The 21,385-nt window shown below is 65.6% G+C and carries 11 protein-coding genes and 1 pseudogene; 8 read left to right on the forward strand and 4 right to left on the reverse strand.

Annotation, left to right across the window (positions count from 1 at the left end):
• Nucleotides 1–138: 138 nt before the first annotated feature.
• Together HT136_RS02070 and HT136_RS02075 are read left to right on the forward strand one after the other, a co-directional pair.
• On the forward strand, nt 139–1,704 hold the full coding sequence (locus HT136_RS02070; protein WP_214197300.1) for a bifunctional GNAT family N-acetyltransferase/carbon-nitrogen hydrolase family protein: 1,566 nt from the start codon (nt 139–141) through the stop codon (nt 1,702–1,704).
• Nucleotides 1,705–1,720: 16 nt separating this feature from the next.
• Nucleotides 1,721–3,502, forward strand: a complete 1,782-nt coding sequence (locus HT136_RS02075; protein WP_214197302.1) for an SLC13 family permease — start codon at nt 1,721–1,723, stop codon at nt 3,500–3,502.
• On the opposite strand, the gene HT136_RS02080 is transcribed toward HT136_RS02075, so the two are convergent.
• Nucleotides 3,421–4,812, reverse strand: a complete 1,392-nt coding sequence (locus HT136_RS02080) for a cyclic di-GMP phosphodiesterase (protein WP_214197304.1) — start codon at nt 4,810–4,812, stop codon at nt 3,421–3,423. The two genes, HT136_RS02075 and HT136_RS02080, sit on opposite strands and share 82 nt — an antisense overlap.
• A gap of 433 nt (nt 4,813–5,245) precedes the next feature.
• Here HT136_RS02080 and HT136_RS02085 point away from each other — a divergent pair, with 433 nt between their 5' ends.
• Nucleotides 5,246–5,926 (forward strand): GntR family transcriptional regulator, encoded by a 681-nt coding sequence (locus HT136_RS02085; RefSeq protein ID WP_214197306.1) that lies wholly within the window; start codon nt 5,246–5,248, stop codon nt 5,924–5,926.
• 12 nt (nt 5,927–5,938) lie between these two features.
• Here HT136_RS02085 and HT136_RS02090 read toward each other — a convergent pair whose 3' ends face one another.
• Both HT136_RS02090 and HT136_RS02095 read right to left on the reverse strand, forming a co-directional pair.
• Nucleotides 5,939–7,741: a DUF389 domain-containing protein gene (locus tag HT136_RS02090; protein ID WP_246543274.1), complete on the reverse strand. Its 1,803-nt coding sequence runs from the start codon at nt 7,739–7,741 to the stop codon at nt 5,939–5,941.
• A gap of 4 nt (nt 7,742–7,745) precedes the next feature.
• Nucleotides 7,746–9,020 (reverse strand): cation:proton antiporter, encoded by a 1,275-nt coding sequence (locus HT136_RS02095; protein ID WP_214197308.1) that lies wholly within the window; start codon nt 9,018–9,020, stop codon nt 7,746–7,748.
• 256 nt (nt 9,021–9,276) lie between these two features.
• Between HT136_RS02095 and HT136_RS02100 the strand changes: the two genes are divergently transcribed.
• The 5 genes from HT136_RS02100 to glgX are packed head-to-tail and all read left to right on the forward strand — an operon-like array spanning nt 9,277 to nt 18,445.
• Nucleotides 9,277–11,679, forward strand: coding sequence for a glycogen/starch/alpha-glucan phosphorylase (locus HT136_RS02100; protein WP_343222080.1), 2,403 nt, complete (start codon nt 9,277–9,279; stop codon nt 11,677–11,679).
• A complete protein-coding gene (gene glgB, locus HT136_RS02105; RefSeq protein WP_214197310.1) occupies nt 11,676–13,850 on the forward strand; it encodes a 1,4-alpha-glucan branching protein GlgB in 2,175 nt (724 codons plus the stop codon). Before HT136_RS02100 ends, glgB begins: the two co-directional genes overlap by 4 nt.
• A gap of 34 nt (nt 13,851–13,884) precedes the next feature.
• Complete coding sequence (gene glgC, locus HT136_RS02110) at nt 13,885–15,147, forward strand: glucose-1-phosphate adenylyltransferase (RefSeq protein ID WP_214197311.1); 1,263 nt, start codon at nt 13,885–13,887, stop codon at nt 15,145–15,147.
• Entirely contained in the window at nt 15,144–16,616 is a 1,473-nt protein-coding gene (gene glgA, locus HT136_RS02115) for a glycogen synthase GlgA (RefSeq protein ID WP_214197313.1), read from the forward strand. The genes glgC and glgA overlap by 4 nt, the downstream gene beginning before the upstream one ends.
• Nucleotides 16,613–18,445: a glycogen debranching protein GlgX gene (gene glgX / locus HT136_RS02120; protein ID WP_214197315.1), complete on the forward strand. Its 1,833-nt coding sequence runs from the start codon at nt 16,613–16,615 to the stop codon at nt 18,443–18,445. Before glgA ends, glgX begins: the two co-directional genes overlap by 4 nt.
• Nucleotides 18,446–19,649: 1,204 nt before the next feature.
• Here glgX and tnpC read toward each other — a convergent pair.
• A pseudogene (gene tnpC / locus HT136_RS02125) lies at nt 19,650–21,314 on the reverse strand (IS66 family transposase).
• Nucleotides 21,315–21,385: the final 71 nt, after the last annotated feature.

Below are 21,385 nucleotides of genomic sequence, written 5' to 3' on the forward strand. Positions count from 1 at the left end.
AGGCGTTCGGACTCGGTCCGGCTGGATCGGCGCCTCGGGGGCGGGTGGCAATGGGGGGAGGCCAAGTGCGTGTGCCGCCACGGAAATGGACGACACCGCACTGGAACCTCAAGGGCTTTGGGGCGTATTAGGGGCCGCATGGATCAGACCAAAGCCAAACTCATCATCCGCGAAGCCACCGTCGACGACGCGCCGGCCATCGCCGCGCTCTCCGTCAAGGTCTACGGCAAGGCCGATGCCTTCACCCGCGCCGAACTGCGCGGACAGATCATCAATTTCCCCGAAGGCCAGTTCGTGGCCGAGTACGAAGGCGTGCTGGTGGGGCACTGCGCGACGATGATCGTCACGACCGCGCTCGCCTTCAAGCCGCACACCTGGGAAGAGATCACCAACGGCGGCTATGGGCGCATTCCCGATCCCGAGGGTGACGTGCTCTACGGTTTCGAGGTCTGCGTCGACGCGGATTATCGGCGCCTGCGCATCGGTCAGCGCCTCTACCGCAAGCGCAAGGAGCTGTGCCAGCACTTCGAACTGAAGGGCATCGCCTTTGCCGGGCGCATGCCGGGCTATTACCGCCGCAAGCGTACCTATCCCAACCCGGCCGACTATCTCCAGGCGGTGATCGAGAAGAAGGCCAAGGACCAGGTCATCAATTTCCAGATGAACGGGGGCTACGAGCCGCGCGGAATTCTGCGCGACTACATCCCCAAGGACAAGGAAAGCGGCGGCAACGCGGTCCTGATGTACTGGACCAACCCGCTCGCCCCGCGCGACACCGGCAAGGCGGTCCCGGGGCTCAAGGAACGGGTGCCCTCGCAAGTGCGCGTGGCGACTGTCCAGTTCATGATGCGCAAGATCGCCTCGCGCGAGGAATTCGAGCAGCAGGTCGAGTACTGGGTCGACGTTGCTTCGGATTACGAGAGCGATTTCGTGGTCTTCCCCGAGCTTTTCACGCTCGAGCTGCTTTCGATCGAGGAAAAGAAGCTCCAGCCGGTCGAGGCGATCGAGAAGATTTCCACCTACACCGATCGCTTCGTGAAGTTCATGCAGGAGCTGGCGGTCAGCTACAACATCAACATCATCGGCGGCTCGCACCCGACGCGGGTCAAGATCGGCGAGGGCAAGAGCGAGATCCGCAACATCGCCTATACCTTCCTGCGCGATGGTTCGGTGCACGAATCGCAGAAGCTTCACCCCACGCCGTCCGAGGCCAAGTGGTGGAACATCAAGGGTGGCTACGGCGCCAACGTGATCCCCACCGACTGCGGCCCGATCGGGGTGATGGTCTGCTACGACAGCGAATTTCCCGAACTCGCACGCCATCTTGTGAACCAGGGCGCACTGATGCTCTTCGTGCCGTTCTGCACCGACGAGCGGCGCGGATACTTGCGCGTGCGCTACTGCTGCCAGGCGCGCGCGGTGGAGAACCAGTGCTACGTCGTCACCTCGGGCGTGGTGGGCAACTTGCCCAACGTCGAGAACATGGACGTGCATTACGCCGAGAGCGCGATCCTGACGCCGTCCGACTTTCCCTTCTCGCGCGATGGCGTGGCGGCGGACACGGCCCCCAACACCGAGACCATCGCGATCGCGGACCTCAGTCTCGATTCGCTGCTGACCGCTCGCCAGTCGGGTGCGGTGCGCAATTTGCGCGATCGTCGCTTCGATCTCTACCGTGTCGAGTGGACACAGGCGCAGGGTTGAGGCTAGTCACCCCGCAATGATCCTGCCCGGTTTTCACGCAGCCAGCGCGATGCTCATCGCGCTCGGCATGTTCTATGGCTTTTTCAACGGCAAGCTGCGGGTCGAGATCGTCTCGCTGCTGACCATCGCGACGATCGCGCTGCTGCTCTACGTCGTGCCGATGCCGGGGGAGGACAAGTACGCCGGGCTCGAGCTCGCCTTCCAGGGCTTTGGCCACTACGCGCTGGTCACGATTTGCGCGCTGATGATCATGGGGCGCGGCCTGGTGGTGACCGGGGCGCTCGACCCGGCCGCCCGCACGCTGGCAAGGGTCTGGCAGTTCAACCAGGGGCTTGGCCTCCTGTTCACGCTTGTCGTGTGCCTGTTCATGTCGATGCTCATCAACGACACCCCGGTACTCGTGCTGATGATCCCGATCCTGGTGCAGATGGCGACACGCGGCGGCATGCCAGCCTCCAAGACGCTGATGCCGGTCAACGCGGCAATCCTGATCGGCGGCATGGCAACCACCATCGGCACATCCACCAACCTGCTGGTCGTCTCGATCGCACAGGACCTGGGCATGCGTTCGCTTTCGGTGTTCCACTTCACCCCGATCGTGCTGATTTCGGTGCTTTTCGCGCTGCCTTACCTGTGGCTGGTCATGCCGCGCCTGCTGCCCGACAACACTAAGGCGATTTCGGCCGAGAGCCGCCGGTTCCTCGGTAAACTGCGTCTTTCCGACGATGCGCCGATGCGGGGCAAGCTGCTCGAAGAGGCGCGGGGCCATCTGCCCGAAGGCGTGCGCGCCTGGCTGCCGCCGGGAAATCCCACCCACGTCGGTCGCCGGCTCCTGGCGGAGGGAACCTACCAGGGCCTGCAGGAAGCGGCGCGCAAGCTCTCGGCGACACTCGCCCCGGTCTGGCTGCTCGAACGGATCCGCTCGGACTCCTCGCGCTCGGGCGAAGACCTGATGGTGGCCGAAATGATCCTTGCCCCCGATTGCCGCCTGATCGGACTGACGCCGAGTACCGCGGGCTTCGAGGGCGTCGCGATGCTGGGCATCCACCACGTCCACCAGCCCTTGCGCGATACCCGCGCCGACACCCCCGACACGCCGATGATGGAAGGCGACGTTCTGCTGATGATGGGTCTGCCCGAGGACCTGCGAACTTTCGCGCAGACCGAGGGGCTGCTCCAGATCGAGGGCGGCGAAGAGATCAGCCGCAGCGGCAAGGCGCTGCTCTCGGTGGCCATCATGCTGGGTTCGGTCGGCCTTGCCAGTTTCGGCCTCGTTCCGATCGCGATTTCGGCGCTGGCAGGCGCAATCCTGATGTTCGTGACCGGCTGTGTACGTTTCGAGCGCGTCGGCCGTGCGCTTTCGGCCAAGATCATCGTGCTGGTGGCCTCCTCGATCGCGCTGGGCCGCTTCATCCTGGTTTCCGGGGCGGCGCAATGGATGGGCGAACTCCTGTCGAGCGGCCTCCAGTATTTGCCCCCGGCGGGTGTTCTCGCCGCGATCATGATCTTCGTGACGGTGCTCACCAACTTCGCCTCGAACACCGCGGCCGCGGCGGTCGGCACGCCGATCGCCTTCAACATCGCCAAGCAGCTGGGCATGCCCGAGGAGCCGCTGGTGCTCGCCGTCCTGTTCGGTTGCAACTTGTGCTACGCGACGCCCGTGGCCTACCAGACCAACATGATGATCCTGACCGAGGGTGACTATACCTTCCGCGACTACTTGCGATCGGGCGTCCCGCTCGTGTTGATCATGGTTGCTGCGCTCTCGACCACGCTGGTCTTCTGGTACGGCATCTGATCGATCCGCTCGCGGCCCGAGAGCAGCGCTTCGCGCAGGTCTTCCGCCGCGGGTAATTCGAGCGCGTCGAGATCGGCAATGCCCTCGATGGCGTCCTCGCCGTAACACTCGGCAAGCGCGATCTTCGTGGCGCGCACGTGCTTGTGCACCGCGATCGAATAGAACGCGAGTACGGTGGGCAGTTCAGGCGCGCTCGGCGATTGGTCCACCACCAGCGCCACCCGGTCCGAGCGCAGGCGCACGAACGAGCCCACCGGATAAACGCCGAGGGCTTCCTTGAACCGCGCGAGGATCGCGCTGTCGAGCGGTCCGTCGAGCTCCATGAGGGCCGCCATTGCTTCGGCGGGATCGAGCGCCCGGCCGGTCGCCGCGCCCGAGACGATCAGATCGTAGCTGTCGCAAATCGCGGCCATGCGCGAGAAGATGTCGAGATCGCGCGTGTCGAGACCCTGGGGGTAGCCCCGCCCATCGAGCCGTTCGTGATGGCGCAGGACGGCCTGAAGCACTTCCTCGGGGACGTCGCCGGCCGCCATCAGCATGTCGTGGCCGACAAGGCAATGGCGTCCGTGGAGTTCGGCATCGTCGGTGGGCTCGGGCGTGAGCGTATGTGCCGCTATCGCGGCGATGTCGGTTTCGACGCGGGCAAGGCCGACGTCGAGCAGCAGTCCCGCGAGCCCCGCCAGCCGCATCTCGCCGGGCGGCAAGCGCATCTGGCGGGCCAGCGAAACCATGAGGGCACTCACCGAAAGCATATGGTGGTAGGTCGCCTCGCTTTCGGCCTTGCAGCGCATGAGACCGGAGAAGGCATAGGGGTTGCGCTGGATCGATGCGAAGATGTCCTCCACCACCGGGGCCACCTCGGCCACGCGCGGCGCCTTGCCCAGCCGAGCCTCGAGAAAGACCTTCGAGATGATCCGGGTGGCTTTCCCGGCTGCGCGGCGAGCTGATCCGAATTCGCGGGCAATGGGAACCGGACCCGAGGCCTGCCCGGACGCGGCGCGCGGGGGTGGGCGCAATCCCGGGCTGGCGGCGAACGGGCTTGCGATCATGGCGGGGGAGGCGTTGCGGCGGCGCAAGGCGCCTGGTGGGGGCGATGATGAACTGTCCGCAGCCGCTTTGGGCAGGTCCTTTCCCTTGTCGGTATCGATGACCAGGGCCTCGAGGCCGCTCGCGCGCAGCGCGGCGCATCGCGCTTCGTCCTCGACCAGGAAATGCGCGCGCCAGAAAGGGTGGGTGAACCAGTTGCCCTGAAAGGCATGAATGTACATGCCCTGTTCGACCTGGGCCGGGTCGATGCGCTTGAGAGCCATGAGGATCCGCCTTGTTGGTGCCGCGATCTTGGCAAGTCATCGCTTATACGCGGTGATCGGCCTTACTCGTTGATCTGCTTAGTCCAACTGAGATCGTGCGCGCAGTGTATCCCGATGTGCCTTTCGAACAGATATTCATTCCAGGCCGATGTGAGGAAATTTATATATTGAAAGTTCTTAGAATTTAATCATTGTATTTGTAATTGTCTTTCATTTGTGAAATGAACTTTGTGATTTTCAATCAAATGTGAAAACTTTATCGAATTAGTTTAAAATGAAGTTCGTTTGTTATTGCAAATGCGAATTCGAGTTTTCCGTGGCTTCTGGGGTGGGCCTGTCGCGGACTTCACTTTGGTGTTAACCCTATTGATTTGTTCAAATACTCCGGCTCAAACATATAGTGGGGTGCTTGCTTCAATGCCGAGTGTTTGCCATGAGTAAAGGACATTCCGAGGCGGTCAGCGAGCGCGTGGCCGATGTGCTTGCCGGGCGTATACTGTCGGGCGCATTGCCTCCCGGAATGCGGATCAAGCAGGACGAACTCGCGGCGGAACTCAACATCAGCCGCATCCCCGTTCGCGACGCCCTGCGCATTCTCGAGGCGCGCGGGCTGGTGTCGATGCGCGCGAACACCGGGGCGCGGGTGATCTCGCTCGACGAAGCCGATCTTGCGGCCGCGTTCGACATCTGCGAACGGCTGGAGCCGCTGCTACTCGCCAGCAGTCTTGCGCGCTTCACGCAAGAGGACGTGTTCGCGCTCAAGGCGCTGCTCGACGCGCCGTGCGAGGATATCGGGGCTGAAGCGATGGTTCAGCGTGCCCGGGCCTTCCACTGGCTCGCGTACAGTCGCCATTCCTCGGCGCTGCTCGCCGGAATGGTCGAACGGATCTGGGACGCCTTGCAAAGTTACGTGCTCGCGGCCTGGGCGCGAATGAGCGAGGCCGACGCGCTTGGCGCGCGCGAAGAGCATGTCAACGAACACCGCGTGCTCTACGAAGCCATCGCACGCGGCGAACTCGAGACGGCACAGGCCGTGCTCATCCTTCACATTCGCCGCATTCGCATGTTCGTGCTGGGATCGGCGCGCCGCGTGGAGCAGATCGGCGAGGCCTGATCGGCCTGGCCTTCAGGGGGCGGGAAAGCTTTCTTCCAGCGCGGCGGCGCGCGTCGCGGTGTCGCGCCGGGCCTTTTCGGCCGCCTCGTGCGAGGGGCTTGGGGCGTAGACGCGAATGGTGGCAATCACCGCCGTGTCCTTGCCCTCGGTCGGGGCCGTGGACGGCGTGGCTGAAGGTTTCGCGGCATCGTCCACATCTGCGTCGTCGACAGTGGCCGCGATCCCGGCCATCGCGAGCTGCCGCGATAGCGTCTCGAGCTCCGCCACGGGCGCTCCCGAAATGGTGACCGCACCCAGACCCCAGCGCTGGAGGGCCCAGATGGCGAGGTCGACGGGGAGGGCATCGTCGGGCCGTGTGCCACTCTCCGGGCCGCCGAGCGCGACGCGCAAGCTCGGTTGGGGGGGCGGTACCAGGCGCACCGTCCAGCCGGATACGCCCTGGCTCGCGGCCTTTTCGGTGACACGGTAATCCTCGAGCGTCCATTCGGGAGCGGGGACCGGCTCGATGTAGACCTGGCGCTGGGCGCGGTCGGTCCAGATCGCACGCGTGGGCAGGCCGATCTTCTGGCGGATCGTCTTGAATGGGGGCACGTCGGCGGCGATGCCCGCGGTCGTGCGCTCCATCGCGGCGTCGACCATGGCCTGCGTCTGCGAACGTACGTCGGCGGCGAGGACTTGCTGGAGGCTGATCTCGACGTTTTCGCCAAGGCGCGTGCGCAGCAAGGTCTCGGCCGCGGCTTGCGCATTCGCGGTGTAGCTGGTGGCGATGACCAGGGCCTTGACCTTGGGGGAGCCGAACAGGCTCGAGCTGACGTCGAGCTGGGCGACGTTGACGCTGTTGTCGCCGCACGCCTCGATGATCGCGTTTTGGGCGGCCGAGCGGATGCGGGCCTCGTTGGTCAGCTTCATCAGCGTCATCGTGAGCGGCGTTGCCAGTACGAGGAAGGCGGCGATCAGGATGGCGACGTAGCGCGGTGTCCACTCGACCTTGCCGAGCGGACGTGCCGCGCCCGAAAGGCGTGCGACAAGCGCGAAGGCGAACGTGATCGCGGCCAGGTTGGTGAGGAACAGCAGCAGCGCGCCCATCGCGAAGAGCGGCTGGAGCACGCCGATGCCATAGCCCACCACCGCGAGCGGGGGCATCAGGGCCGTCGCGATGGCGACCCCGATGGCGGTGCCGCCCTTGCCGATCACGGTCGAATAGCCACCGGCGAGGCCCGAGAGCAGCGCGATGGCGAGGTCGAGCAGGTTGGGCTCGGTGCGCGCCAGGATTTCGGGCGTCGCATTGCGGATCGGCGAGAGCAGGGTGAGCACGATGCCCGTCGCGATCCCGATCAGCGCGCCGATCGCCACCACTTTCACCGCGTCGCGGATGCGGTGCCCGTCGAGCGAGGCGAAGCCGAAGCCCATCGCGGCAATCGGGCTCATCAGCGGCGAGACGAGCATCGCGCCGATGACCACGGCCGTCGAGCTCTGAAGCAGGCCGAGGATGGCGATGCCGGCGGCGAGCGCGCACATCAGGATGTAGCCGCTGGTGAGCTGGCCTTCCTGGCGGACGGTTTGGCGCAAGTCGAATGCCTGGTCCGGGCTGAGTTCGGGCAGCAGCACCGCGTGGGCGAACTTGATGCGCACGAGATGGAAGAAGGCCTCGGTCCGGCGCACCCAGTGCGGCCGGTTGAGCCAGGCCTCGTTGAACGAGCCGGGCAGAGGTGCATCTCGCGCCTCGCGGCTCTCGTCGGGGGTGGACGTGCCGGGCAGGGGGCTGTCGGGCATGGCGGGTTCGGGGCCGTTTTCGGGGGGAGTTTCGGCGGGCATGGGTTCAGGCGGCTCCCGAAATGCGGGGGTGGCGGGACTGGATCGCGGCGATGAGCCGGGCGATCGATCCGCCCTGGACGACGACGGCGAAGAGCACCACGATGTAAGTCGCGGCGAGCAGTTCGGACCGGATCGGCGAGGCCGGCAGCGAGAGCGCGAGGGCGATCGAGATGCCGCCGCGCAATCCGCCCCAGACCAGTGTGGGGAAGGCAAGGGGACCCATGTCGATGGCCCGCTTCATCGCGACGAGCGGCAGGCCCACGGAAAGCATGCGGGCGACCAGCACGATCAGGATGGTGGCGACGCCGAGCAGGAGGTAGCCCGGCTGGAGGTCGAGCGCGATGACCTCGAGGCCGATGAGCAGGAACAGCACGGCGTTGAGCACTTCGTCGATCAGCGCCCAGAACTTGATGATGTAGTCGCGCGTGAGGTCACTCATCGCATGGGTCACGCCCGCGTTGCCGATGATGAGGCCCGCGACGGCCATGGCCACCGGGCCGCTGACGTGGAGCGCCATGGCAAGACTGTAGCCGCCCATCACCACGGCAAGGCTGATCATGGCCTCGATGTTGTATTCGTCGATCGACTTCATCGCCGCGTAGCCGATGCCGCCAACGACAAGGCCGAGCAGGCCGCCGCCCAGCGCTTCCTGCGCAAAGTGACCCAGCGCGAAGGACCAGGTGAACGGCTCGGTCCCGGTGGCGAGCGCGATCAGGATGGTGAACACGACGACGCCGATCCCGTCATTGAACAGGCTTTCCCCGGCGACGGTCGCCTGGAGCGTCTCGGGCATGGCCGCGCGCTTCATGACGGCCATGACCGAGACCGGGTCGGTCGGACTGATCAGCGCGCCGAAGACGAGGCACCAGGTGAGCGGCACCGGGATGCCGACGGCCCCCGAGAGCGCGTGGAAGCCAAAGCCGACGAGCGCGGTGGAGAGCACTACGCCGATCGTGCTGAAGACCAGGATCGGCAGCGCGCCCGCGCGCATGTGCGCCCAACTGACGTGCATCGCACCCGCGAAGAGGAGGAACGAGAGCATGCCGTCCATCAGCGTCTGCGAGAAATCGATGTCGGCGAGGAAGCGGCCGAAGGTCGCGGTCAGTGTGCTCGAGGGTACGAAACGATCGTAGGCGACCAGCAGCAGCGAGGCGAGCGTGCCCATGACGGTGAGCCCCACCGTCGAGGGCAATTTGAACGTGCGATGGTTCAGGTAGCCGAGTGCGGCCGCCATCACGATCAGGAACGAGGCGGCGTCGAAGGGCGTCAGTTCGTGCATCCGCCATCTGTAACCTCGGCCCGCCGCGCTGCCTAGCTTTGTTGCCGCCCACCAGGGCGAATGCGCGGAATGTGCAAAGCTTTTTTGCGGCGTTGCACAATTGGGCTTGCTGCGCCGCACCCGTGTGGTAGCCATGATGGACAACAGTATTCGGATAAACGGGCGGGCCAGATTCCGCCCATGCTTTGGGCCTGGCCTGGGGCGGAGCGGATCCGGCGGACGGACACTTCGCGACAGCCGTTTTAGGAGAGAATCCGTGGCAAGCAGTCCTTCCGAGTTCGACGAGCATATCGTTCGCGTGCTTCGCCACCGTGTCGGCAAGGACGAACGCGCCGCGAAGCACCACGACTGGTACAACGCCTCGATCTACGCGTTGCGCGACCACATCATCGACGACTGGATCACGTCCACGCGGCGCACCTACGAGGCGGGCGACAAGCGCGTCTACTACCTCTCGATGGAGTTTCTCATCGGGCGGCTCCTGCGCGATGCGCTTTCCAACATGGGGATGACCGCCGAAGTGGAGAAGGCGCTGGCCGCGCACGGGCTCGACCTTGCCGAAATCGAGGAGTTCGAGCCCGACGCCGCGCTCGGCAACGGGGGGCTCGGGCGGCTCGCGGCCTGCTTCATGGAAAGCCTCGCGACTCTCGACATCCCCGCCTATGGCTACGGCATCCGTTACGTGAACGGCATGTTCCGCCAGCGCATCGACGATGGCTGGCAGGTCGAACTGCCCGAGACCTGGCTCGCCCACGGCAATCCCTGGGAATTCGAGCGGCTCGAGAGCACCTACCGCATCGGCTTTGGCGGGGAGGTCACCGTCGAGGGCGACGTTGCCGCCTGGCACCCGGCCGAACAGGTCGAGGCGACCGCGGTCGATACGCCGGTGGTGGGCTATGGCGCCAAGCGGGTGAACACGCTGCGGCTGTGGACCGCGAGCGCGCTCGACCCGATCAAGCTCGACGCCTTCAACGCCGGCGACCACGTCGGCGCGCTTTCCGAGCAGGTGCGCGCCGACAGCCTGGTGCGCGTGCTCTACCCGGCCGATTCCAGCCCGGCCGGGCAGGAACTGCGGCTGCGCCAGGAGTACTTCTTCACCGCCGCCTCGGTGCAGGACATCGTGCGCCGCCACATGCAGTACGAAGGCGACATCCGCTCGCTGCCCGAAAAGGCCGCGATCCAGCTCAATGACACGCACCCCTCGGTCGCGGTGGCCGAGCTGATGCGGCTCATGGTCGATGTCCACCAGCTCGAATTCGAGGAGGCCTGGGGGCTGTGCAAGCAGACCATCTCCTACACCAACCATACGCTCCTGCCCGAAGCGCTGGAAACCTGGCCGCTGCCGCTGTTCGAGCGTCTCCTGCCTCGCCACATGCAGATCATCTACGCGATCAACAGCCGGATCCTGCGCGAGGCGCGCAAGGCTGGGTGCGATGACGCGCAGATTTCGGCGATCTCGCTGATCGAGGAATCGGGCGAGCGGCGCGTGCGCATGGCCAACCTCGCCTTCGTGGGCGCGCATTCGGTGAACGGCGTGGCCGCGCTCCACACCGAGCTGATGAAGGAGACGGTCTTCGCCGATCTCCACTCGCTCTATCCCTCGCGGATCAACAACAAGACCAACGGGGTCACCCCGCGCCGTTGGTTGCAGCAGTGCAACCCTGGGCTGACCGGCGTCATCCGCGAGGCCATCGGCGATGATTTCCTGAAGGACGCAGGCCAGCTCTCGGCGCTCAACGCATTGGCCGAGGACGCGGCGCTGGGCGAGCGCATCGCCGAGGTCAAGCGCGCCAACAAAGTGGCGCTGGCCGAGCATCTCAAGGCGACGATGGGTATTCGGCTCAACCCTGACGCGCTGTTCGACGTCCAGATCAAGCGCATTCACGAGTACAAGCGCCAGCTTCTCAACCTGATCGAAACCGTCGCCCTCTACGACCAGATCCGCAGCCATCCCGAGCGCGACTGGGTGCCGCGCGTCAAGATCTTCGGGGGCAAGGCGGCGTCGAGCTACCACAACGCCAAGCTCGTCATCAAACTGGCCAACGACATCGCCAAGCGGGTCAATTCCGATCCTTCGGTGGGGGGTATCCTCAAGGTCGTTTTCGTGCCCAACTACAACGTCAGCCTGGCCGAGCGGATCATTCCCGCCGCCGACCTTTCCGAGCAGATCTCGACCGCGGGCATGGAGGCTTCGGGCACGGGCAATATGAAGTTTGCGCTCAACGGGGCGCTGACGATCGGCACGCTCGATGGCGCCAATGTGGAAATCAAGGAGCATGTGGGCGACGAGAACATCGTCATCTTCGGGCTGACCGCCGAGGAAGTCGCGGCGAAGCGGGCCGAGGGCTACAACCCGCGCGAGATCATCGAGGACTCGCGCGAATTGAGCCAGGCGCTCTCGATGATCGCCTCGGGCGTGTTCTCGCCCGACGATCCCGGGCGCTATGCGGGCCTTATCGGAGGCATCTACGACCACGACTGGTTCATGTGCGCCGCCGATTTCGAAAGCTACACCGATGCGCAGCGCAGCGTCGACGCCCGTTGGCGCGATGCTCCGGGCTGGCGCGAGGCCGCGATCCGCAACATCGCCAACGTGGGCTGGTTCTCGTCGGACCGGACCATTGCCGAATACGCGAAGGATATCTGGAAAGTCTTGTGAAGCCAAAGGAAAGCGCTCTCGATGCCCTGCTGGACGGCACCCATGGCGATCCGTTTTCGTTGCTGGGGGTGCACGCCGGACCGATGGGCGCTTTTGCGCGGGCCATTCTCCCGGGCGCGCAGAGCGCAGAGGCCTTTTCGATCGAGGGGCGGCGGCTGGGTGAACTGGCGCAGATCGACGAGCGCGGCCTGTTCGAGGGCTATCTCGTGGGCAAGCCGCAGCCGATCCGCTATCGCTGCTCGGACGGGCAGCACGAGTGGATCCAGACCGATCCCTACAGCTTCGCGCCGGTGCTGGGCCCTGTCGACGACTTCCTGATCGCGCAGGGCACCCACTATCGCCTGTTCGACAAGATGGGCGCGCACCTGATCGAGCATCAGGGCGCCTGGGGCGTCCATTTCGCGGTCTGGGCGCCCAACGCCCAGCGCGTCAGCGTGGTGGGCGACTTCAACGACTGGGAACCGGCGCGGCACGTCATGCGCAACCGCAGCGACATCGGCGTGTGGGAAATCTTCATTCCCGATATCAAGGACTATCGGGCCTACAAGTTTCACGTCGTGGGCTTCGACGGCGTTGCGCGCCCGCTCAAGGCCGACCCCTTCGCCTTCATGACCGAAGTGCGCCCGCGCACGGCCTCGGTCACGGCCAAGGTCGAGTGGCACGACTGGCAGGATGCGGCGCACCGCGCGCACTGGGCCGGGGTCGATGCCCGGCGGGTGCCGGTCTCGATCTACGAGGTGCACGCCGGATCGTGGCAGCGCGACCGGTGGAACTGGTTCCTCAACTGGGACGAGATGGCCGACCAACTCATCCCCTACGTCGTCGACATGGGCTTCACCCATATCGAGTTCATGCCGATCAGCGAGCACCCCTATGACCCGTCATGGGGATACCAGACGACCGGGCTCTACGCGCCTTCGGCCCGGTTCGGCGAGCCTTCGGGTTTTGCGCGGTTCGTCGAGGGCGCACACAAGGCCGGCATCGGGGTCATCCTCGACTGGGTCCCGGCGCACTTCCCGACCGATGAGCACGGCCTCGTGCGCTTCGATGGCACCGCGCTCTACGAGCACGAGGATTGGCGGCAGGGCTATCACCCTGACTGGAACACGCTGATCTACAATTTCGGGCGCAAGGAAGTGGCGAGCTACCTCGTCAACAACGCGCTGTTCTGGGCCGAGCGCTACCATGTCGATGGCTTGCGCATCGACGCGGTCGCCTCGATGCTCTACCGCGATTATTCGCGCAAGGAGGGCGAGTGGATCGCCAACGAGGCTGGAGGGCGCGAGAACTGGGAAGCGGTCGACTTCCTGCGCGCGGTCAACAACGCGCTTTACCAGAACCACCCCGGCATCATCACGATCGCCGAGGAATCGACCGCCTGGCCGGGGGTCTCCGCCCCCGCGCATGAGGCCGAGGCGGGAACGCGCGCGACCGCGCTCGGCTTTGGTTTCAAGTGGAATATGGGCTTCATGCACGACACCTTGCGCTACATGGGGCGCGATCCGGTGCATCGCCAGTTCCACCATGAGGACATCACCTTCGGCTTGATGTACGCCTTCTCGGAGAACTTCGTCCTCCCGCTTAGCCACGACGAGGTCGTCCACGGCAAGGGTTCGCTGCTCGCCAAGATGAGCGGCGACGACTGGCAGCAGTTCGCGAACTTGCGCGCCTACTACGCGATGATGTGGGGCTATCCGGGCAAGAAGCTGCTGTTCATGGGGCAGGAATTCGCCCAGCGCGCCGAGTGGAGCGAGGATCGCGCGCTCGACTGGCACTTGCGCGAGGCGCCCGCGCACGAGGGTGTGCGCAATCTGGTGCGCGACCTCAACCGGGTATACCGCAGCAAGCCGGCGCTGCACGGACGCGACTGCGAGGGGGAGGGCTTCGCCTGGCTGGTGGTCGACGATGCGGTCAATTCGGTCTTCGCCTGGGTACGCAAGGCGCCGGGTGCGCGCGATGTGGTGGTCATCTGCAACATGACCCCGACGTTGCGCAGCGCCTATGCTTTGGCGTTGCCCCATGATGGCAAATGGAATGAAATTCTCAACAGCGATTCGGTCTACTATGGCGGATCGGGCAAGGGGAATCTGGGTCAGGTCCGGGCAAGCGGGGGGGTGGCGCACGTGACCCTGCCGCCGCTTGCGACGATCATGCTGGAATGCGCGGATTGAAACAGGCCAAAGGCCGGAGAGAGGACAAGGCACGATGAAGACGCCCAGTGGGCAGCCACTCGCGCGCGAGGCGATGGCGTACGTTCTGGCCGGAGGACGGGGCAGCCGGCTCAAGGAGCTGACCGACAACCGGGCCAAGCCGGCCGTCTACTTCGGCGGCATGAGCCGGATCATCGATTTCGCGCTGTCGAACGCGATCAACTCGGGCATCCGCCGGATCGGGGTCGCCACGCAGTACAAGGCGCATAGCCTGATCCGGCACATGAACCGGGCGTGGAACTTCATGCGCCCCGAACGCAACGAGAGCTTCGACATCCTGCCCGCCTCGCAGCGCATTTCCGAGTTCATGTGGTACGAGGGCACGGCCGATGCGGTGTTCCAGAACATCGACATCATCGCCGTGCACGCGCCGCGCTACATGGTGATCCTGGCGGGCGATCACATCTACAAGATGGATTACGAGCTCATGCTGCGCGAGCATGTCGATTCCGGCGCCGACGTGACCGTGGGCTGCCTGACCGTCCCGCGCGCCGATGCCACCGCCTTCGGGGTCATGCACGTCGACGACGACGACTACATTACCTCCTTCCTCGAGAAGCCCGCCGATCCGCCCGGAATTCCGGGCGATCCCGACCACGCGCTGGCCTCCATGGGGATCTATGTCTTCGAGACCGAGTTCCTGTTCGAGCAGCTTCGCCGCGACGCCTCCGATCCCGATTCCCGGCGTGATTTCGGGGGCGACATCATCCCCTACATCGTCAAGCACGGGAAGGCGAAGGCGCACCGCTTCACCTCCTCGTGCATCCGGGCTGCCGAGGAGATCGAGGAGTACTGGCGGGACGTGGGCACCGTCGATGCCTACTTCGAGGCCAATCTCGACCTTACCGACACCGTCCCCAAGCTCGACATGTACGACCGCGACTGGCCGATCTGGACCGACACCGTCGTCGCCGCGCCCGCCAAGTTCGTGCACGACCAGGACGGACGGCGCGGGCAGGCGATCTCCTCGCTGATCAGCCAGGACTGCATCGTCTCGGGCTCGCTCGCGCGTCGCTCGCTCCTGTTCACCGGGGTCAAGATGGGAAGCTGGTCGGAAGTGAACGAGGCGGTGATCCTGCCCTACTGCAACATCGGTCGCAACGCGCGGCTCAGCCGCGTGGTCATCGATTCGGGCGTGCGCATCCCCGAAGGGCTGGTGGTGGGCGAGGACCCCGAGCTCGACGCAATCCGCTTCCGGCGAACCGAGAAGGGTGTTTGCCTGATCACCAAGGCCATGATCGACAGGCTGGACCTGTGAGCGCAGAATCCGCGGACCTCAGGGTCCTTTCGGTCGCGTCGGAGGCAGTGCCGCTGGTCAAGACCGGCGGGCTCGCCGACGTCGTCGGCGCTTTGCCCGGCGCTCTGGCGGGCGAGGGCGTGGCGGTGACGACCCTGTTGCCCGGCTACCCCTCGGTGCTGTCCGCGCTGGGGCGCAGCCGCCCGGTGCACGTCTGGCCCGAGTTGTTCGGGGCCCCGGCGCGCCTCATGGCGGGCACGCTCGAGGGCCATCCGCTCTACGTCCTGGACAGCCCCTCGCTGTTTGTGCGCGAGGGACTTCCCTACGCCGACCGGGCGGGAGTGGACTGGCCCGACAACTGGCGCCGCTTCTGCGCGCTTGGCCGCGCGGCGGCCGACGTTGCGGGGGGGGCGATCGAGAAGCGGGGCAAGCCGCAAGGCTTCGATCTGCTCCACGCCCACGACTGGCAGGGTGCCATGGCGGCCGCCTATACCCGTTACGCGCCGCTGGGCGGGCGCACCGTGCCCAGCGTGGTGACGGTGCACAACATCGCTTTCCAGGGACGTTTCCCGGCCGAGGTCTTCGCCGGGGTCGGTCTTCCCCAGCGCGCCTGGCACATGCAGGGGGTGGAGTACTACGGTGGCTTCGGGATGCTCAAGGCCGGCCTGTTCTGCGCCGATGCCATCACCACCGTGAGCCCGACTTACGCGCGCGAAATTCGCAGCCACACGTTTGGCATGGGCCTCGAAGGGCTGATCGCCGAGCGCGGCAGTGCGGTCCACGGCATCCTCAACGGGATCGATACCAAGGTCTGGAATCCGGCGAACGACCCCAGCCTCGCCGCCCCCTATTCGGCGCGGACGCTGGCCAAGCGAGGGGCCAACAAGCGCGCGCTCGAAGCCGAGTTCGGGCTTGTCGAGGACGAGGGCCCGCTGTTCGTGGTGATCACCCGGCTGACCTGGCAGAAGGGCATGGACCTGCTTCCCGCGATGGCCGACCACATCGTCGCGCTCGGCGGGCGGCTGGCGGTGCTGGGCTCGGGCGACGCGGCACTCGAGCAGGCGCTGCTTGCCGTGTCGGCGCGCCATCCGGGCCGCGTGGGCGTGCGCATCGGCTACGACGAAGGTCTCTCGCACCGCATGCAGGGAGGAGGGGATGCGATCCTCATTCCCTCGCGTTTCGAGCCTTGCGGCCTCACCCAGCTTTACGGCCTGGCCTATGGCTGCGTTCCGGTGGTCTCGCGCACGGGGGGACTTGCGGACACGGTGATCGACGCCAATCCGGCTGCGCTCGTGGCCGGCGTGGCGACGGGCGTGCAGTTCGATGGCGTCGACGCGGCCACGCTGGCCTCGGCGATCACGCGCACGGTCGCGCTCTACCGCTCCAGCGAGGACTGGCAGCGTCTCCAGCGCAACGGCATGAAGGCGGACTTTTCCTGGAAGGCGAGCGGACGGGCCTATGCCGCGCTCTATCGCACGTTGATCCGGTGAACCGGCTGGGAGCCTGGGCGAGCGCGGGCAGGACCCGCTTTGCGGTCCGCTCCCCGCAGGCTTGGCAGGTCTGGCTGTGCCTGTTCGACGAAAGCGGCGAGGAATTTCGCCACGCGATGGAGCGCGACGGTGAAGAGTGGGTGCTCGATTGGCCCGAGGACCTTTCCGGGTACCTGTACGGCTATCGTGCCGAAGGGCGCTGGGCACCGGATGAGGGGCTCTGGTTCGATCCGGCCAAGCTGCTGGTCGACCCATACGCGCGCGAACTCGATCGCCGCTTCGTCCAGGTTCCGGCGCTAGCCAAGTTCGGAACCGATACCTCGGATGTCGTACCGCGCGCGCGGGTGGCGCAAGACCTGCCCCCGCTTGTTCTCCAGCCCCCGCTTTTCGCCCGCGGGGGCCTGATCTACGAGATCAATGTCCGCGGCTTCACGATCCTCCATCCCGAGGTGCCCGCGGACTTGCGCGGCACGGTCGGCGCATTGGCGCATCCATCGATCCTCGCACATCTTCGCAAGTTGGGTATGGGGGCGGTCGAACTGATGCCGATTGTCGCCTGGCTCGACGAACGCCATCTGCCCCCACTCGGGCTCATCAACGCCTGGGGGTACAATCCGGTCGCTATGATGGCGCTCGATCCCGGCCTGTGCCCGGGCGGTGTCGCCGAACTGCGCGAGACGGTGGCGACTTTGCGGAAAAACGGCATCGGCGTCGTCCTCGATTTGGTCTTCAACCATTCCGGAGAAAGTGATCGCGAAGGCGGAGTACTCAGCTTGCGTGGGCTCGACAACGCGGCCTACGCCCATGCCCCCGACGGCTCGCTGATCAACGATACCGGCTGCGGCAACACGCTCGACTTCGCCAACCCGGCGGTCCGCCGCCTGACATGCGAGGCGATGCGCCATTTCGTCACGCAGGCGGGCGTCGACGGCTTCCGCTTCGATCTGGCCCCGGTTCTGGCGCGCGGCCCGGGCTTCGCAGCCGACGCGCCGATCTTTGCCGAGATTGCGCGCGATCCGGTGCTGGCCGATCGCGTCCTGATCGCCGAACCCTGGGACATCGGGCCGGGAGGTTATCAATTGGGGCACTTCCCGGCGAACTGGCTCGAATGGAACGACCGCTTCCGCGACGACGTCCGGCGGTTCTGGAAGGGCGAGGGGGGCATCGGCACGCTCGCCACGCGCCTGGCCGGATCGAGCGACATCTTCGGCCCAAGCCACGCGCAGAATCCCTGCCGGTCGGTCAACTTCCTTGCTGCCCACGACGGCTTCACCCTCGCCGATACCGTAGCCTATCTGGACCGCCACAACGAGGCGAACGGCGAGGACAACCGGGACGGACATGGCGAGAACTTCAGTTGGAACCATGGCGTCGAGGGCCCGAGCGCCGACCCCGACGTGATTGCCGCGCGCCGCGCGGACCTGAAGGCGCTTCTCACCACGCTGTTCGCCTCGACTGGCTCGATCATGCTGACGGCGGGCGACGAATTCGGGCGCAGCCAGCGCGGCAATAACAACGCATACTGCCAGGACAATCCCATCGGCTGGATCGATTGGGAGGCGCGCGACCGGGACCTTGAAGACCACGTCGCGGTGCTCGCGCACTTGCGCAATTCGGTGCGCGATAATCTGTCCTTCTTCCCCGAGGACGCACGTTGGTTGGCCGCAATCGACGGCCCTATGACGACAGCTGAGTGGGAGAATCCGGCAGGTGCGGGCTTCCGGCTGGAACGCCCGTTGCCGGAAGGTGGCGGGCAGCTTGTCTTGGTGGTCGAGCGGCCCGCGCGGCGGGTGATCTTCAGGCGATCCGATCCCACGCCCGGCGACTAGGCCGAGTGGACGAAATGCTTCCACCATATTGCCGGATTGGGGGGCGAGACAGAAAAGTGCACCCTTCTTGAAGCGGGTGGAAAGGCGTTGCCGATTTCCCTGGAAGCGGAACATGCGCTCGATCCGATCCCGGGAGCGACGATAGTCGGAATGCGCCGGGGCGTGCGGTGTGAGCCGGGGGGGAAGGACAGACATGTCGCAGCTCAGAAGCAGGTTCACGCGAACGCGAGCGCCATAGTAACCTAGGTCGGCGAGCAAGGCCCTTGGCTTGGGCACCGGCATGGTCATCAGCTCATCGACGCTGCCTTACCCAGACGCTTGGGCGCCGCTCAGGAGAATGCCGCGAGGGACGCTTTGATTGTCGCGGTAGGCCCCGACATTGCACGCAAGGCCGCCGCGTGATCGGCCAAGAACCTTCTTGCAAATCCCCTTTTAGCGCCCGCGGTCGATGTGTGCCCTCGGATCGTGGCGCGCTCGGCCATGTGTTGGTCGGGCAAAGACCGACGAGCGTTTGCGGCATGCCATCCACGTTAGGGCGATAGCTGAGGCCCGATCAATCCCGTGCTGGGTCGCTAGGTTCGCCGCGATCCATGGCTGTCCTTGAAAAAAAAGGCAGCCGTGAATAGAAACGTCGTGTCCCGCGTTTCGTGATGTTCGCGATGACGAGTTACTACCTACGCTTCGAACGATTGCTTCTCGATGCGCGGGCAGGGACAATCGCGCACTTTGCGCTGATACCGAACGACTTCGATGTAGCCGGCCTGATAGGCGTAGTCGCCGAGATATCAGGGGACACCCTGACGCTGCATCAACCGGAAGGCACGATGCGGCTTCGCAGGTCGCTTATGGCGCCGGATTAACCGGCGACAAAGGCCAGCTGTAGGCACTGCAGCGCTTAGTCGACCACGATGGTGGTTATGGCGATGGTGTGAACTGCCATCTTGCGAGGGCCCGTTCGCCTGTCGAGATGCGCGAAGGAATAGTAGATGGTCGTAGCCATCCGGTGAAGGCGGCAGGTGATTTCCCCGTCACTTGCTTCAGGGCTGGAGCTCGCCCCATTTTGCGCCGAGACAATAGCCGCCATTTACAACCCACTTTCCACCAGCATCCAAGCACGCATCAATCGCGAGAGTTTCGCGGAGCCACCATCCCACCGCAATACCGAGCAGGCCAGCCAGAGCGATGGCAACGAGCAACCGGAACGTCATGCTTGTTCGCTTAAGCGGGTGAGCGGATGTCCGCAATTTGGGTTCAGGCAGTTCCAGGGAAGCAGTTCGTCGATCCGGTTGACGGGATGCTCGGCGATGCGCGCCAGGACATCGGCCAGCCAGGCTTGCGGATCGACGTCGTTGAGCCGGGCGGTCTGGTTCAGCGAGTGGAGCACGGCGGCGCGCTGTCCGCCGCGATCCGAACCGCCGAACAGCCATGCCTTCCGGCCCAGCGGCACGCAGCGCAGCGCCCGCTCGGCCGCGTTGTTCGTGAGGCAGATCCGGCCCTCTTCCAGGAAGCGGATGAAGGCCCCAGCGCCGGAGCATGTAGTTTATCGCCTTGGCCAGATCGTGGCTGCGTGAGAGCTTCGCAAGTTGGGCGGTGAGCCAGGCGTGCAGATCCGCCATCGGCCGCGCGCAGAGGTTCTGCCGGACGGCGAGGCGCTCTTCGGTCGCCTTGCCGCTGATGCCACGCTCGATCTCGAACAGGGCATCGAGGCGCTGCACGGCTTCCAGCGCGATCGGATAGATCATGCCGGTACGCTCGCCGCGGCTCTTCCGGCGCGCGGCGGCCTCGACGGCGGCGAGTTCGAAGAACTTGGCGCTCAGCGTTGCGCAAAGCAGCCGGCCTCGATCACGGGGGCGGGCTGACGGCCGGGCGCGTAGAGTTCGTTGTAGCCACCATAGGCAGCGGCCTGCGCAATCCCTGCCCAGGACGCCAGATGCGCCCGAGGATGCTCGCCGCGCCGGTCGCGGGAATAGTGGAACAGGGCCGCGGGCGGATCGCTGCCGGCAAATGGCCGGTCACCACGAACGTAGGCCCACAGGCGCGCGGTATCGGTCTTGCCCTTGGCCAGGACCGGCACGGTCGTATCGTCGCCATGCAGGCGCCGGGTTGCAAGCACATGCGCCTCGATCCGTCGATAGAGCGGCATCAGAGCGAAGGCCGCCGCGCCCAACTGGTCGGCCAGCGTCGAGGTGCTGAGCGCCACGCCTTCGCGCGCGAAGCGCTCGGCCTGGCGGTTGAGGGGCTGGTGCTGGCCACACTTCTCGAACAGCAGCATGGCGAGGAAACTGGGGCCGGCCCATCCGCGCGGCACGACATGGAACGGCGCCGGAGGCTGCGTGATCGCCTCACAATCCCGGCACGAAAACTTCTCGCGCACCGTCTGGATCACTTTCCACTGGCGCGGGATCACTTCGAGCGTCTCGGTCACGTCCTCGCCCAGCTTCGACAGGCGCGCGCCCCCGCAGGACGGGCACGAACACGGCGCGGGAATGACGACGCGCTCGCGCGGGAGATGTTCGGGGAACGGCTTGCGGCTTGGCCGCTTGCGCGCGAAGGCGGCAACGTCGGCTGTCCTTGCCGCGGCGACTTCGGCGGCCAGGTCATCCTCGCAGGCATCGGCCTCGAGGTCTTCCAGCTGAAGCTCGAGCTGATCGAGCAGGAGACGTCTGCGCTCGGCGCTGACGCCATATTGCTCGCGGCGCAGCTTGGCGATCTGCAGCTTGAGGTGGGCGATCATCGCCTCGGTCGCGCTCTCGCGGGCCCTGGCATTGGCGAGGCGCGCCTCGGCATCGTCAGCGCGTTCGAGCGCGGCGGACAGCAGCGCCTTGAGCGCTTCGACGTCATCCGGGAGGGGCGATGCGGCCGTGTCCATGAAGGGCATGGAATCACAGATCGGCGCGGCCTTGGAGCCCAAAATGCGCCGGGAGACGAAGAAAGTGCGCG

The organism is Novosphingobium profundi (assembly GCF_018491765.1).
Lineage (GTDB): Bacteria > Pseudomonadota > Alphaproteobacteria > Sphingomonadales > Sphingomonadaceae > Novosphingobium > Novosphingobium profundi.

Excerpts from the sequence above, each read along its gene's own strand:
- HT136_RS02070 (WP_214197300.1), top strand. The coding sequence starts at position 139 with ATGGATCAGACCAAAGCCAAACTCATCATCCGCGAAGCCACCGTCGAC.
- HT136_RS02075 (WP_214197302.1), top strand. The coding sequence starts at position 1,721 with ATGATCCTGCCCGGTTTTCACGCAGCCAGCGCGATGCTCATCGCGCTC.
- HT136_RS02080 (WP_214197304.1), bottom strand. The coding sequence starts at position 4,812 with ATGGCTCTCAAGCGCATCGACCCGGCCCAGGTCGAACAGGGCATGTAC.
- HT136_RS02085 (WP_214197306.1), top strand. The coding sequence starts at position 5,246 with ATGAGTAAAGGACATTCCGAGGCGGTCAGCGAGCGCGTGGCCGATGTG.
- HT136_RS02090 (WP_246543274.1), bottom strand. The coding sequence starts at position 7,741 with ATGCCCGCCGAAACTCCCCCCGAAAACGGCCCCGAACCCGCCATGCCC.
- HT136_RS02095 (WP_214197308.1), bottom strand. The coding sequence starts at position 9,020 with ATGCACGAACTGACGCCCTTCGACGCCGCCTCGTTCCTGATCGTGATG.
- glgC (WP_214197311.1), top strand. The coding sequence starts at position 13,885 with ATGAAGACGCCCAGTGGGCAGCCACTCGCGCGCGAGGCGATGGCGTAC.